Origin of the sequence: Kitasatospora sp. CB01950 (genome assembly GCF_001905465.1) — a bacterium.
Lineage (GTDB): Bacteria > Actinomycetota > Actinomycetes > Streptomycetales > Streptomycetaceae > Kitasatospora.
Map to the genome: position 1 here is coordinate 30285 of NZ_LISX01000015.1, position 13403 is coordinate 43687.

General features: G+C 71.3%; 15 protein-coding genes. All 15 read right to left on the reverse strand.

Features of this window, described 5'->3' with window-relative positions; genetic code table 11:
* Nucleotides 1-202: 202 nt before the first annotated feature.
* The 15 genes from AMK19_RS28875 to pgsA all read right to left on the reverse strand — a co-directional run bounded on the left by AMK19_RS28875 (nt 203) and on the right by pgsA (nt 13282).
* Nucleotides 203-757: an adenine phosphoribosyltransferase gene (locus tag AMK19_RS28875; protein WP_073816995.1), complete on the reverse strand. Its 555-nt coding sequence runs from the start codon at nt 755-757 to the stop codon at nt 203-205.
* 24 nt (nt 758-781) lie between these two features.
* The gene (gene secF / locus AMK19_RS28880) at nt 782-1882 is read right to left on the reverse strand and encodes a protein translocase subunit SecF (RefSeq protein WP_073816998.1); all 1101 of its coding nucleotides are present in this window, start codon (nt 1880-1882) and stop codon (nt 782-784) included.
* Between the two features lie 3 nt (nt 1883-1885).
* Nucleotides 1886-3676, reverse strand: coding sequence for a protein translocase subunit SecD (gene secD, locus AMK19_RS28885; protein ID WP_073817001.1), 1791 nt, complete (start codon nt 3674-3676; stop codon nt 1886-1888).
* Nucleotides 3677-3832: 156 nt separating this feature from the next.
* A complete protein-coding gene (yajC, locus tag AMK19_RS28890) occupies nt 3833-4231 on the reverse strand; it encodes a preprotein translocase subunit YajC (protein WP_158071962.1) in 399 nt (132 codons plus the stop codon).
* Nucleotides 4232-4416: 185 nt separating this feature from the next.
* Nucleotides 4417-5490, reverse strand: coding sequence for a Holliday junction branch migration DNA helicase RuvB (gene ruvB / locus AMK19_RS28895; protein ID WP_073817002.1), 1074 nt, complete (start codon nt 5488-5490; stop codon nt 4417-4419).
* A gap of 58 nt (nt 5491-5548) precedes the next feature.
* Nucleotides 5549-6160 (reverse strand): Holliday junction branch migration protein RuvA, encoded by a 612-nt coding sequence (gene ruvA, locus AMK19_RS28900; RefSeq protein ID WP_073817005.1) that lies wholly within the window; start codon nt 6158-6160, stop codon nt 5549-5551.
* A 58-nt stretch (nt 6161-6218) separates the two neighbouring features.
* Complete coding sequence (ruvC, locus tag AMK19_RS28905) at nt 6219-6845, reverse strand: crossover junction endodeoxyribonuclease RuvC (protein WP_073817007.1); 627 nt, start codon at nt 6843-6845, stop codon at nt 6219-6221.
* A gap of 127 nt (nt 6846-6972) precedes the next feature.
* The gene (locus tag AMK19_RS28910) at nt 6973-7728 is read right to left on the reverse strand and encodes a YebC/PmpR family DNA-binding transcriptional regulator (RefSeq protein ID WP_073817010.1); all 756 of its coding nucleotides are present in this window, start codon (nt 7726-7728) and stop codon (nt 6973-6975) included.
* A gap of 91 nt (nt 7729-7819) precedes the next feature.
* Complete coding sequence (pdxT, locus tag AMK19_RS28915; protein ID WP_073817013.1) at nt 7820-8431, reverse strand: pyridoxal 5'-phosphate synthase glutaminase subunit PdxT; 612 nt, start codon at nt 8429-8431, stop codon at nt 7820-7822.
* Nucleotides 8432-8529: 98 nt separating this feature from the next.
* Entirely contained in the window at nt 8530-9441 is a 912-nt protein-coding gene (gene pdxS / locus AMK19_RS28920) for a pyridoxal 5'-phosphate synthase lyase subunit PdxS (protein WP_073817016.1), read from the reverse strand.
* A 158-nt stretch (nt 9442-9599) separates the two neighbouring features.
* Nucleotides 9600-10145 (reverse strand): hypothetical protein, encoded by a 546-nt coding sequence (locus AMK19_RS28925; RefSeq protein WP_073817019.1) that lies wholly within the window; start codon nt 10143-10145, stop codon nt 9600-9602.
* A 19-nt stretch (nt 10146-10164) separates the two neighbouring features.
* The gene (locus AMK19_RS28930; RefSeq protein ID WP_073817022.1) at nt 10165-10527 is read right to left on the reverse strand and encodes a hypothetical protein; all 363 of its coding nucleotides are present in this window, start codon (nt 10525-10527) and stop codon (nt 10165-10167) included.
* Nucleotides 10528-10554: 27 nt separating this feature from the next.
* Nucleotides 10555-11727, reverse strand: coding sequence for a glycosyltransferase family 4 protein (locus AMK19_RS28935; RefSeq protein ID WP_073817024.1), 1173 nt, complete (start codon nt 11725-11727; stop codon nt 10555-10557).
* Nucleotides 11724-12629 (reverse strand): phosphatidylinositol mannoside acyltransferase, encoded by a 906-nt coding sequence (locus AMK19_RS28940; protein WP_073817027.1) that lies wholly within the window; start codon nt 12627-12629, stop codon nt 11724-11726. Before AMK19_RS28940 ends, AMK19_RS28935 begins: the two co-directional genes overlap by 4 nt.
* A complete protein-coding gene (gene pgsA / locus AMK19_RS28945; RefSeq protein ID WP_073817030.1) occupies nt 12626-13282 on the reverse strand; it encodes a phosphatidylinositol phosphate synthase in 657 nt (218 codons plus the stop codon). Before pgsA ends, AMK19_RS28940 begins: the two co-directional genes overlap by 4 nt.
* Between the last annotated feature and the right edge of the window lie 121 nt (nt 13283-13403).

A 13403-nucleotide genomic window follows, 5' to 3' on the forward strand; every position in this document is an offset into this window, starting at 1 on the left:
GAAGGGCGGGAACTGGCAGTCGCAGCCGTGGGCACAACCTCGTCGGGCAAGGACACTCCTACGTGCGGACGGATCAACCTTCATCGTACCGGCGGTACCACGGGCTTCCGCGTTCGGCCGACGCCCCTGGGCCGGACCGGCCCCAGCAAAAGCCGCCCGGGAACGGAATCTGTTCCCGGGCGGCTGCGAAGCGGTCGGTCGTTCAGACCACGACCAGGGTGTCCAGCGGCGCACCGTGCAGGTGCGAGGCGAGCTTCTCACGCCCCGTCAGGAAGCCGAGCTCCATCAGCACCACGACGCCCACCAGCTCGGCGCCGGCCTCCTGGACCAGGTCCAGCGAGGCGGCGATGGTGCCGCCGGTGGCCAGTACGTCGTCCACCACCAGCACCTTCTCGCCGGGCTCGAACGCGTCGCACTGCACCTCCAGCGTCGCCGACCCGTACTCCAGGTCGTACGAGCGGGAGAACACGTCGCCGGGCAGCTTGCCCTTCTTGCGGATCGGGACGAACCCGAGTCCGGCGGCGAACGCCGCGGGCGCGGCCAGGACGAACCCCCGTGCCTCCAGGCCGACCACCTTGGTGGCGCCGAGTTCCTTCGCCCGCTCGGCCAGCGCCCGGGTCAGCGCGCCGAACGCCTCGGCGTCGGCCAGCAGGGGGGCGATGTCCTTGAACAGGACGCCCGGCTTCGGGTAGTCCTGCACGTCCCGGATCCGGCTGTTGAGCAGCTCGGTCAGGGCGGGGTCGGTGGTGGAGGTCACGGGGGTTCCTTGATTAGGCGGGGTTCAGCGCTTGCCGGACGGCCGGCCCTTGCCCCGGGCACGGCCGGTCGGCTGGTTGCGCTGTCCGACCATACCTGCCGCGAGCTCCTCGTCGATCATCACGTCCTCGCCGCGGGCCTCGGCCTCCTCGGCCGCCCTGGCCTCGGACGCCCGGCGCTGCATGACCCGCTTGACCAGGGCCTTCATCTCCGGGGTCTGCTCCTTGAGCTGCGCGAGCAGCGGGGTGGCGACGCAGATCGAGGAGTAGGCGCCGGCGGCGAGGCCGATGAACAGGGCCAGCGAGATGTCGTTGAGGGTGCCCGCGCCCAGCAGGCCGCCGCCGATGAACAGCAGCGCCGAGACCGGCAGCAGCGCCACGACCGTGGTGTTGATGGAACGCACCAGGGTCTGGTTGAGGCCGTGGTTGGCGGCCTCGCTGTAGGTGCGGCGGGACTGCTTGGTGAGGCCCCGGGTGTTCTCCTTCACGGTGTCGAAGACGACGACCGTGTCGTAGAGCGAGTAGCCGAGGATGGTCAGGAAGCCGATCACGGTGCCCGGGGTGACCTCGAAGCCGACCAGGGCGTACACGCCGATGGTGATCAGCAGGTCGTGGATCAGCGCGACCAGCGCGGCCAGCGCCATCCGCCACTCGAAGGCGATCGCCAGGTAGACGGTCACCAGCACCATGAAGATGACCAGGCCGGTCAACGCCTTCTTGGAGATGTCGGCACCCCAGGAGGGGCCGATCACCTGGGCGTTGATGTCCTTCTCCTCGACGCCGACGGCCTGCGAGAACTCCTTGGTGAAGGTCGTCGCCGACACCGACTCCTCGGCGCTGATCTGGACCCGGACGTCGCCCTTGTCCGTGGTCTGCACCAGCGCGGTGTTGGAGCCGGTGATCTTGTTGGCGACGTCCTTGGCCTGCGAGACCGTCAGCCCGGGCTTGTGCACGGTGTAGACCGAGCCGCCCTTGAACTCGATGCCCAGGTGCAGGCCCATGGCCAGGCCGATCGCGGCCACCAGGACGATCACCGCGGAGATCGAGTACCAGAGCTTCCGCCTGCCGACGAAGTCGAACGAGACCTCGCCCTGGTAGAGGCGGTGACCGATGTTGCGGAGCGACATGGGTCAGACCTCCTGGGTCTGCTGGGAGGGAGCGGGACGGCGGCGGGAGCCGCGAATCGGCGGACGGGCGCCGAGCCGCTTCGGGTCCAGGCCGGACCAGGGGTGACCGCTGGAGAAGAACTTGGTGCGGGCCAGCAGCGTGATCAGCGGCTTGGTGAACAGGAAGATCACCACGACGTCGAGCAGGGTGGTCAGACCCAGGGTGAAGGCGAAGCCCTGCACCTTGCCGACCGACACCAGGTACAGCACCGCGGCACACAGGAAGGACACGAAGTCCGACACCAGGATGGTGCGCCGGGCCCGCGGCCAGGCTCGCTGCACGGCGGGCCGCAGCTGGGCGCCCTCGCGGACCTCGTCCCGGATGCGCTCGAAGTACACGATGAACGAGTCGGCGGTGATACCGATCGCGACGATCGCGCCGCAGACCGCGGGCAGGTTCAGCGCGAAGCCGACGCCGGCGCCCAGCAGGCTCATGATCGACCAGGTCAGGACCGCGGAGACCACCAGACCGGCGATCGAGATCAGGCCCAGACCGCGGTAGTAGATCAGCGAGTAGACGACCACCAGCACCATGCCGATCAGACCGGCGATCAGGCCGGCCTTCAGCTGGTCGGAGCCGAGCTGCGGGGAGACGGTGGTGACGTCGCTCTTCACGAAGTCCAGCGGGAGGGCGCCGTAGCTGAGCACGTTGCCCAGCGACTTGGCGTCGTCCTGGGTGAAGGTGCCGGAGATGACCGCGCTGCCGCCGGTGATCGACTCGGACACGTACGGGTGCGAGACGACCTGGCCGTCCAGCACGATGGCGAACTGGTTGGCCGGGGTCGGCTGGGTGGCCAGCTTGCCGGTGGTGTCCGCGAAGGCCTTGGAGCCGGCGTCGTTGAACGACAGGTCGACCATCCAGCCCTTGGCGCTCTGGGTGTCGTACACGGCCTGCGCCTTGGAGACGTCCTGGCCGTTCACGGCGACACCGCCGAGCGCGAACTTGTACCAGAGGCCCTGCTCCGCGTCGTACGAGCAGGCCACGGTCGGCGCGTTCGGGTCGGTGGGCTGGTAGTTCTTCCGCTGCTCCTTGACCGAGCAGTCCAGCGCGGTGAACTGCTGCTGCAGCCCGGCCGGGACGGCGCCCTGGGTCAGGGCGGCGCTCACGTCGGCCGGGTTGGCCGCCGGGGTGCTGGCACCGGCGCTCGGGGCGGCCGAGCCGGAGGCGGCGGGGGCCGAGGCGGAGCCGCTCGCGGGGGTGGTCGGGTCGACCTGCAGGGCACCGGACACGGCACGGCCGGCCTTGCTGGCCGAGGAGCTCGGCGAGGCCGGCGCGGAGGCGCTGCCCGAGGCGGACGGGCTGGCCGAGCCGCTGGGAGCCGTCGACGGCTCGCCGCTCTGCTGCGGCTGGGCGCTCACGCCGCTCGGCGCGGTGGCCAGGACCGGGCGGAAGTACAGCTTCGCGGTGTCACCGACCTTGTCGATGGACTCCTGCGTGTTACCACCATCGGGGATGTTGACGATGATGTTGCTGTTGCCCTGGGTCTGGACCTCAGCCTCGGAGACACCCATGCCGTTGACACGCTTCTGGATGATGCCGACCGCGGTGTCGAGATTTGCCTTGTTGATCGCGGAAGGATCGTCCGACTTGGCGGTCAGCGTGACGCTGGTGCCACCGGCGAGGTCGATACCGAGACGCGGCTTGGTGTTGCCCGTCCCGAACATGAGGGCCACCAGGCCGACGGTGACCACCAGGATGAGCGCCAGCGCCCGCCCCGGGTTTCCGTCGCGCGACCGCGACTTGGGTGTTGCCACCTTGTTCGTTTCTCCCTGTCCATGCCGCCCGGCGGCCGGCCCCGGGCCCCCACGCACGGCGGGGGCCCGGACAAGACGGACGCACGGCGGCCCAAGAGGTCCTGTGGGCTTGCGGCGGATGCCGCTGGTCGGGGAAGAAAGGCCCCCCCGGCCGTACTACTTGCTCTCGGGAGCCTCGGCGTCGGCCTTCGCACCGTCCTTGGACAGGCTCAGCGGCTTCTCGTCGCCGTCCGTGCCCTCGGCGGCCTCGACAGCGTCCCCCTCCGACTCGTCCTCGGCCGGACGGCCGTTGATGATCGCGTCGTACTCGAGCGGCTCCAGGACCGCCGCGATGGCGCCCTTGGTGAAGTGGGCCACCACGCCGGGAGCGAGCTCCAGCTCGACGGTCTCGTCGTTGACCGCCTTGATCGTCGCGTACATGCCGCCGATGGTGCGAACACCCGAGCCCGGCTGCATCGAGCTCTGCACGTTCTGCATCTGGTCCTGCCGCTTCTTCTGCGAACGGAACAGCAGCAGCATCAGCAGCAGCGGAAGAACGAAGAGAATGAGTTTCACAGCCAGGGTCCTTTGTCGGCCACCGGTCGGGGCGGCCAGTGCGTGTACGTCGGCCCGTCGGGCGAGAGGGGCGGTCCGGCGGAGTCTAGGCGACCCGCACTGAACGGACAACGCCAAGCATGCCAGTGTGCCGCCGAAAGTGGCGAGCCTTGGCATGGACATAAACCGCCGATAAGGCAGCGCGGTTATGCCTGGCCGCCCGCCCACAGCTCGGGCTGCGCCCCGCGCGGCGCCCGCGCCGACTGCGGCGGAACCAGCCCGAGGTGCTGCCACGCCGCCGCCGTCGCGATCCGCCCGCGCGGGGTACGCGCGAGCAGGCCTTCCCTTACCAGGAACGGCTCGGCGACCTCCTCGACCGTCTCGGCCTCCTCCCCGACCGCGACCGCGAGCGTGGACAGGCCGACCGGTCCGCCGCCGAAAAGCTTCAGCAGCGCCTCCAGCACCGCGCGGTCCAGTCGGTCCAGACCACGCGCGTCCACCTCGTACACCTCGAGCGCCCGGGTGGCGATCTCCCGGGTGACCATGCCGTCGTGGCGGACCTGCGCAAAATCCCTCACCCGGCGCAACAGCCGGTTGGCGATGCGCGGAGTGCCGCGCGAGCGCCCCGCGATCTCCGCCGCGCCGGCCGGGTCGATCTCCACGTCCAGCAGGCCCGCCGAGCGGTGCACCACCCGCTCCAGCTCGGCGGGCGCGTAGAACTCCATGTGCCCGGTGAAGCCGAACCGGTCACGCAGCGGCGGCGGCAGCAGGCCGGCCCGGGTGGTCGCCCCGACCAGCGTGAACGGCGGCAGCTCCAGCGGGATCGCGGTCGCCCCCGGGCCCTTGCCGACGATCACGTCGACCCGGAAGTCCTCCATCGCCATGTAGAGCATCTCCTCGGCGGGCCGGGACATCCGGTGGATCTCGTCGAGGAACAGCACCTCGCCCTCGGTCAGCGAGGACAGGATCGCCGCCAGGTCGCCCGCGTGCTGGATCGCCGGGCCGGAGGTGATCCGGATCGGCGCGTTCAGCTCCGCCGCGATGATCATCGACAGCGTGGTCTTGCCCAGCCCGGGCGGGCCGCTCAGCAGCACGTGGTCCGGCGCCGCGCCGCGCTGACGGGCCGCCTGCAGCACCAGCGAGAGCTGCTCGCGGACGCGCTCCTGGCCGATGAACTCCTCCAGCAGCCGCGGCCGCAGCGCCGCCTCCACCGCCTGGTCCTCGCCGTCGGCGGACGCCGTCACCAGGCGGTCGGCGGGCTCGGACTCGTACGGATTCATCGGAAAACGGCTCCCATTGTCGACTTGGTGACAGATCGTCGGATTGCTTCGGCGATGCTCAGCGGGCCCGGTTCAGCCCGCGCAGCGCGAGGCGCAGCAGCGCGCCCACGTCCGGCGTGGCCTGCGCCTCGGCGTCCGGCGTCACCCTGGACACCGCCTCGTCCGCCTCCCGCGGAGCGTAGCCCAGGCCCACCAGCGCCGAATGCAGCTGCTCGTGCCAGGGCGCGGGCCCGGTCGCCACCGGCTTCTGCGCCGGCACCGTGCCGTGCGGGGCGCCCAGCTTGTCCTTGTACTCCAGCAGCAGCTTCGCCGCCTTCGCCTTGCCGATGCCCGGCACCGCGATCAGCGCCTTCTCGTCGCCGCCGGCCACCGCGACCCGCAACGCCTCCGGCGAGTGCACCCCGAGGATCGCCTGCGCCAGCTTCGGCCCGACCCCCGGCGCCGCCTGCAGCACCTCGAACGTCGCCCGCTCGTCGTCGTCCGCGAACCCGAACAGCGTCAACGAGTCCTCCCGCACCACCAGCGACGTCGCCAACCGCGCGACCTCCCCCACCCGCAACCCCGCCAGGGTGGACGACGTGCACTGCACCGCCATCCCCACCCCCCCGACCTCCACCACGGCCACCCCGGCCCCCAGCACGGCAACGGGCCCCTGCACAAAGGCGATCACGGTGAAGTCGTTTCCTCTCGGGGGTTGAACTTTTCGGGACCTGCGACGGTTCACCCCGTCAGGGGCGCGGGGTACTGCGCGAGCGACCGGGCACTCTGCCGTACGCCGCCCGGGGTGCGGCTGCCTGCTGCTCGGGCGGCTCCCCGGACTGGGTGCCGTGCCAACTGCCGCCACTCGCGTGAGCCTTGATCGCCGCCGTCAGGCGGTTGGTCGTGCCGCCGCGCCAGATGTGGCAGATGGCGAGCGCCAGCGCGTCCGCCGCGTCGGCGGGCTTGGGCGGGGCGTCGAGCCGGAGGAGGCGGGTGACCATGGCCGTGACCTGCGCCTTGTCGGCGCGCCCCGAGCCGGTGACCGCCGCCTTGACCTCGCTGGGGGTGTGCAGGGTGACCGGGATCCCCCGGCGGGTCGCGCAGAGCACGGCGACGGCCGAGGCCTGCGCGGTGCCCATCACCGTGCGGACGTTGTGCTGCGCGAACACCCGCTCCACGGCGACGAGTTCGGGCGAGTAGCGGTCGAGCCACTCCTCCAGCCCCTGTTCGACGGCGAGCAGTCGCGGCCCGAGCTCGTCCCCCGGCGGCGTCCGCACCACGCCCACGCCGAGCATCGTCAACTGCCGCCCGGGCAGCCCGTCGACGACTCCGACGCCGCACCTGGTCAGCCCAGGGTCCACACCCAGCACTCGCACGAGCCCTGCCCCACCTCTCTCCGACCCGGGAAGGCTACCCCCGGCCACCGACAACCGTCCCCGGACACGCCTCCGCCCGGCGGCCGCGAGCAGCCACCGGGCGGAAGAGCCAGGAGAACGAGCGGACTCAGGCGTCCAGTTCGGCCATGATCTCGTCCGAGACGTCGAAGTTGGCGAAGACGTTCTGCACGTCGTCGCTGTCCTCCAGCGCGTCGATCAGCTTGAAGATCTTGCGGGCGCCGTCGGCGTCCAGCTCGACCTGCATGCTGGGGACGAAGTTGGCGTCGGCGGAGTCGTAGTCGACGCCCGCGTCGACCAGCGCGGTGCGGACCGCGACCATGTCGGTGGCCTCGGAGATGACCTCGAAGGCCTCGCCCAGGTCGTTGACCTCTTCGGCGCCGGCGTCCAGCACGATGTCGAGGACCTTGTCCTCGTCCACGCCGTCGGCCTTGGGGACGATCACGACGCCCTTGCGGTTGAACAGGTAGGACACCGAGCCCGGGTCGGCCATGTTGCCGCCGTTGCGGGTCATCGCGACGCGGACGTCGGAGGCCGCGCGGTTGCGGTTGTCGGTGAGGCACTCGATCAGGACGGCCACGCCGTTCGGGCCGTAGCCCTCGTACATGATCGTCGAGTAGTCGGCGCCACCGGCCTCCGCACCGGAGCCGCGCTTGACGGCCCGGTTGATGTTGTCGATCGGGACGGAGCTCTTCTTCGCCTTCTGGATGGCGTCGTAGAGCGTCGGGTTGCCCGCGGGGTCGCCGCCGCCGGTGCGCGCCGCCACCTCGATGTTCTTGATCATCTTGGCGAAGAGCTTGCCGCGCTTGGCGTCGATCGCGGCCTTCTTGTGCTTGGTGGTAGCCCACTTAGAGTGGCCGGACATCGCCAGCTCCTTTTCGTCGCCAATGGGAAATGAACAGGGGAGATCTTACCGGTGCCGCACTGCGAGGTGGCACACGGTCACAGCGCCGCGCCTAGCGGGCGGCCGCCTCGACCATCCGCACGAAGTACTCGTGGACGCGGTGGTCGCCGGTCAGTTCCGGGTGGAAGGAGGTGGCCAGCAGGTTGCCCTGGCGGACGGCCACGATCCGGGCGTCCGGGCCGTCGGCGGCGGGCACCTCGGCCAGCACCTCGACGCCCGCGCCGACCGACTCGACCCAGGGGGCGCGGATGAACACGCCGGTGACCGGCTCGCCGGTCATGCCGGCGAACGGGATGGCGGTCTCGAAGGACTCGTTCTGGCGGCCGAAGGCGTTCCGGCGGACCGTCATGTCGATGCCGCCGACGGTCTCCTGGTCGTCCCGGCCGTCGAGGATCTTGTCGGCCAGCATGATCATGCCCGCGCAGGTGCCGTAGACCGGCATGCCGGCCCGGACGCGCTCGCGCAGCGGGTCCATCAGGCCGAACAGGACCGCCAGCTTGGAGATGGTGGTGGACTCGCCGCCGGGCATCACCAGGGCGTCGACCTCGGCGAGTTCCTCGGGGCGGCGGACCGGCCGGGCCAGCGCGTCGGCGGCGGCCAGCGCCACCAGGTGCTCACGGACGTCGCCCTGCAGGGCGAGGACACCGATGGTGGGGGTGCTCACGGTCTGTCACTACCTCTTCGTTCTCGAACCTGTGATCCGGGACTCCACGCAGCGGCCCGCCGTACCCGGAAGCACGGCGGGCCGGACGCGCGGGGTGATTACCAGCCGCGGTTGGCGTAGCGCTCGGACTCCGGGAGGGTGTCGCAGTTGATGCCGACCATGGCCTCGCCCAGGTTGCGGGAGGCGTCGGCGATGATCTTCGGGTCGTCGAAGAAGGTGGTGGCCTTCACGATGGCGGCGGCACGCTTGGCCGGGTCGCCGGACTTGAAGATGCCGGAGCCGACGAAGACGCCCTCGGCGCCCAGCTGGCGCATCAGCGCGGCGTCGGCCGGGGTGGCCACGCCACCGGCGGAGAACAGCACGACCGGCAGCTTGCCGAGCTCGGCGACCTCGCGGACCAGCTCGTACGGGGCGCGCAGCTCCTTGGCGGCCGCGTACAGCTCGTTGTTGTCGAAGCCGCGCAGCTTGGCGATCTCGTTCTTGATCTGGCGCAGGTGACGGACGGCCTCGACGACGTTGCCGGTGCCGGCCTCGCCCTTGGAGCGGATCATGGCCGCGCCCTCGGCGATGCGGCGCAGGGCCTCGCCCAGGTTGGTGGCGCCGCAGACGAAGGGGGTGGTGAAGGCCCACTTGTCGGAGTGGTTGATCTCGTCGGCCGGGGTCAGGACCTCGGACTCGTCGATGTAGTCGACGCCGAGCGACTGCAGGACCTGGGCCTCGACGAAGTGGCCGATACGGGACTTGGCCATCACCGGGATGGAGACCGCGTCGATGATCTCCTCGATCATGTTCGGGTCGGACATCCGGGCCACGCCGCCGTCCTTGCGGATGTCGGCGGGCACCCGCTCCAGCGCCATGACGGCCACCGCGCCGGCGTCCTCGGCGATCTTCGCCTGCTCGGCGTTGACCACGTCCATGATCACACCGCCCTTGAGCTGCTCGGCCATGCCGCGCTTGACCCGGGCGGTACCGATCTGCGGCTGGTCTGCGGTGGTGGGGGTGGTGGACACGTAAGACCTCACTCAGAGATGAACCGGTGCTATCGACCTATCGTAGGCCTGGAAGGGTCCGGACCCATACGCCACATGGTCCAGCGCCCTTCACGGCATACGACAATCAGGCCAGCGCACAGCGGGCGGGCAACAGTCGGCGGAAAGCCGCGCCCAGCCTACGCGGGCGCGCCTTCCGGGGTGAGGGCGGTAGGGGGCTCGTCGTCCATCTCGAACGCCATGGGGAACGGCGCCCGTCCCGCCAGTCGGAAGTACCGCACCAGCCGGTGCTCGCGCACCGCGCGGGCCGCCCGCACCGCGTCGTTGTGGAAGCGCCGCGCCATCGGCACCCGGCGCACCGCCTCCACCAGGTCGCGCACCGCGTCCTCGCCGCCGGGGGCCGCCCGCAGCGCCGCGACCTGCGCCGGCTCGTCCAGCACGGCGCGCAGCGCGAGGCTCAGCTCGCTCTCCGCCACCTCGCGCTGCTCGTCCTGCGCCTGCCGGGCCGCGTGCGCGGCCTCCAGCAGCAGGATCGACGCGGCCGGGTCCAGCAGCGAGGAAGTGGCCAGCTCCACCGCCACCGACGCCCGGCGCAGCAGCTGGGCGTCCAGCGAGGCCCGGGCGGCGTCGATCCGGGCGTGCAGCCGGTCGAGCCTGCCCGCCGTCCAGCTGAGGTAGACGGCGAACAGCACGACGGCCGCGAGGGCCCAGATCCAGGTAGTCACGGGGCGTTACGGTACCGGCTCAGCCGCCGAAGACCGCCGAGCGGTAGGAGTCGCGGTCGGTCTCGGTGACCGACACCGCGGCCTGCACCGCCCCCGGCTCGGCCCCCAGGTACTCCGGCAGCGCGGCCACCGCGGCCTCGGCGAGCGCCGCCTTGGCGTGCGGCGAGCGGCCGGGGAAGATCTCGAAATCGATCGCCACCAGCGCGAACGTCTCGGCGTCCGCGCCGACCACCGCCTCCTCGGTGCGCCGGAAACGCGTCTTGCAGGCCTCCGGCTTGGCGTCGATCAGCTTGACCGCAAGCCGGTTCAGGGCCAGCCCGAACCCTCGCCGGTCGAAGCAGTCGGCGAGCCGGTCGGTGTAGTCGACGGTGATCAGCGGCATGGTGGTACCTCTCGCGAGCAGGGTGGTTCAGCGACCAAGACGCGTACGCCAGCCGGACGGTTCGGCCTCGGCAACCGGTGGACGGCCGTCGGTGACCGTCTCGTACACCGACAGCACCTCCGCGCCGACGGTCTCCCAGTCGAAGCGCCGCACGTGCCGGGAGGCGGCCTCGCGCAGCGCCAGCAGCCGTTCGGGGCTGCCGAGCAGTTTCACCGCGGCGGCGGCCAGCGCGCCCGCGTCCTCGACCGGGAACAGCTCGCCGGCCGCGCCGCCGTCCAGCACCTGGCGGAACGCGTCCAGGTCGCTGGCCAGCACCGGCGCACCCGCCGACATCGCCTCGACCAGGATGATGCCGAACGACTCGCCGCCGGTGTTCGGCGCGACGTACAGGTCGACGCTGCGCAGCAGCCGCGCCTTGTCGCGGTCGGAGACCATGCCGAGGAACTCGACCTGGGCCCGCACCTCGGCGGGCAGGCCCGCCACCGCCTCCTCCTCGTCGCCCTTGCCGGCCACCAGCAGCCGCACGCCCGGGCGCTCGGCGAGGATCCGCGGCAGCGCCGCCAGCAGCGTCGGCAGGCCCTTGCGGGGCTCGTTGATCCGGCCGATGAAGCCGATGGTGCCCGGCCCGCCGTCGGCGGCGCCGCCCTGCCACTTCGGATCCGGCTCGGCGTCCGCGAAGAACCGCACGTCCACGCCGTTCGGGATCACCACCGCGTCGCCGCCCAGGTGCTCCACCAGGGTGCGCCGCGCGTACTCGGACACCGCGATCCGGCCGGACATCTTCTCCAGGCCCGGCTGCAGGATCGGCGACGCCGCGATCATCGCCCGCGAGCGCGGGTTCGAGGTGTGGAACGTCCCCACCATCGGCCCGGACGCCGCCCAGGCCGCCAGCATCGACAGCGACGGCGAGTTCGGCTCGTGCACGTGCAGTACGTCGAACCGGCCCTCGCGCAGCCACCGCCGCACCCGGGCCGCCGACAGGATGCCGAAGCTCAGCCGCGCCACCGACCCGTTGTACGGCACCGCGACGGCCCGCCCCGCGGAGACCACGTACGGCGGCAGCGCCTCCTCGTCCTCGGCCGGCGCCAGCACCGACACCTCGTGACCCAGCCGGATCAGGTGCTCCGCCAAGTCCCGGATGTGGAACTGCACACCGCCCGGCACGTCCCAGTCGTACGGGCACACCACGCCGATCCTCAACGCTCGGCCCTCCGCGGCGTCAGGTCCGCCAGCCACAGCTTCTGCAGCATGTGCCAGTCCACCGAGTGCTCCCGGATCGACTCCGCCCACACATCGGCCATCGCCTGCGTCATCGCTGCGACCTGCGCCTGCCGCTCCCCCACGCCGGACGGCACCACCTCCGGGTGCACCTCCGCACGCAGCATCGGCCCGTCGTACCAGAGCGTCACCGGGAACAGCGCCGCACCCGTACGCTGCGCGAGCGCCGCGGGGCCGGCCGGCATCCGGGTCGGCTCGCCGAAGAAGTCCACCTGGATCCCGGCCTCCGACAGGTCCCGGTCACCGACCAGGCAGACCAGCCTGCCCTCGCGCAGCCGCCGCGCCAGCGTCCCCACCACCGACACACTGGAGCCGGTCAGCGCCAGCACCTCCATGCCGAGGCTCTCCCGGTACGCCACGAACCGGTCGAACAGCGACTCCGGCTTCAACCGCTCGGCGACCGTGGTGAACGGGAAGCCGCCCGCCGACGCGATCCACGCGCCCGCCAGGTCCCAGTTCGCCATGTGCGGCAGCGCCAGCACCACGCCGCGCCCCGCCGCCATCGCCTCGTTCAGCTGATCCAGGTTCTTCACCGTTATCGCCTGCGAGACCCGCTCCCGGCTCCAGGTCGGCAGCCGGAACGACTCCATCCAGTACCGCAGGTACGAGCGCATCCCGGCCCGGGACAGCTCCCGCAGCCGTATCGCGTCCGCATCCGGATGCACCCGCGCCAGGTTGGCCTCCAGCTGCCGCACCCCCTTGCCCTGCCGTCGCCACGCCACGTCGGCGATGGTGTTGAACAGGCCGCGGGCCACCGGCTCCGGCAGGTGCCTCAGCCCCGCCCAACCGGCCGCATAGGCCGCGTCGGCCAACCGCTCCTTCACTTGACCCCCTCGGCGGCGTCCGCCGCCTCCAGCTCCGCGGACTCGCGGCGCACCGTCAGCATCCGCTGCGCCACCGTCACCAGGCTGCCCGCCGCAACCACCCACAGGGCGATCGGCAGCAGCCACTCGATGTACGGCACTCCGAACTTGTGCAGGCCCGCGAAACCGGCCGCCACCAGGCTGATCACCAGCCGCTCGGCGCGTTCCACCAGCCCCGACACGTTCACCGGGAAGCCCAGCGACTCACCGCGCGCCTTGGTGTACGACACCACCTGGCCGCTCGCCAGACAGAAGATCGACACCGCGCACAGGATGTCGTTGTCACCCTTGCCGGCGTACCACATCGCCAGGCCGCCGAAGATCGCCGCATCGGCGACCCGGTCGAGCGTGGAGTCCAGGAACGCGCCCCACTTGCTGGACCTGCCCGCCTGGCGGGCCATGTTGCCGTCCACCAGGTCGGAGAAGATGAACAGGGTGATGGTGATCGTGCCCCAGAAGAACTCCCCGCGCGGGAAGAACACCAGGGCGCCCGCCACCGAGCCGGCCGTTCCGATCAGCGTGACCGCATCCGGACTGACACCCCATCGCAGCAGCATCGCCGCGAACGGGGTGAGGACACGTGTGAAGAAGCCACGCGCGTACTTGTTGAGCATGGCTTTCCGGTCCGCTCCGCTCCTCGGATGGCGCCCGCGAGCCGCTGGCCCGGCGGGCGGCCGCGCGGATGGCCCCGCCCGGCTGGACAATGGTATCCACGCTGATCGAGCGGCAGGAGGC

Bases quoted from the DNA above. Each gene is read 5' to 3' on its own strand.
- secF (WP_073816998.1), bottom strand. From the start codon at position 1,882: ATGTCGCTCCGCAACATCGGTCACCGCCTCTACCAGGGCGAGGTCTCG.
- ruvB (WP_073817002.1), bottom strand. From the start codon at position 5,490: ATGAATCCGTACGAGTCCGAGCCCGCCGACCGCCTGGTGACGGCGTCC.
- AMK19_RS28910 (WP_073817010.1), bottom strand. From the start codon at position 7,728: ATGTCCGGCCACTCTAAGTGGGCTACCACCAAGCACAAGAAGGCCGCG.
- AMK19_RS28930 (WP_073817022.1), bottom strand. From the start codon at position 10,527: ATGCCGCTGATCACCGTCGACTACACCGACCGGCTCGCCGACTGCTTC.
- pgsA (WP_073817030.1), bottom strand. From the start codon at position 13,282: ATGCTCAACAAGTACGCGCGTGGCTTCTTCACACGTGTCCTCACCCCG.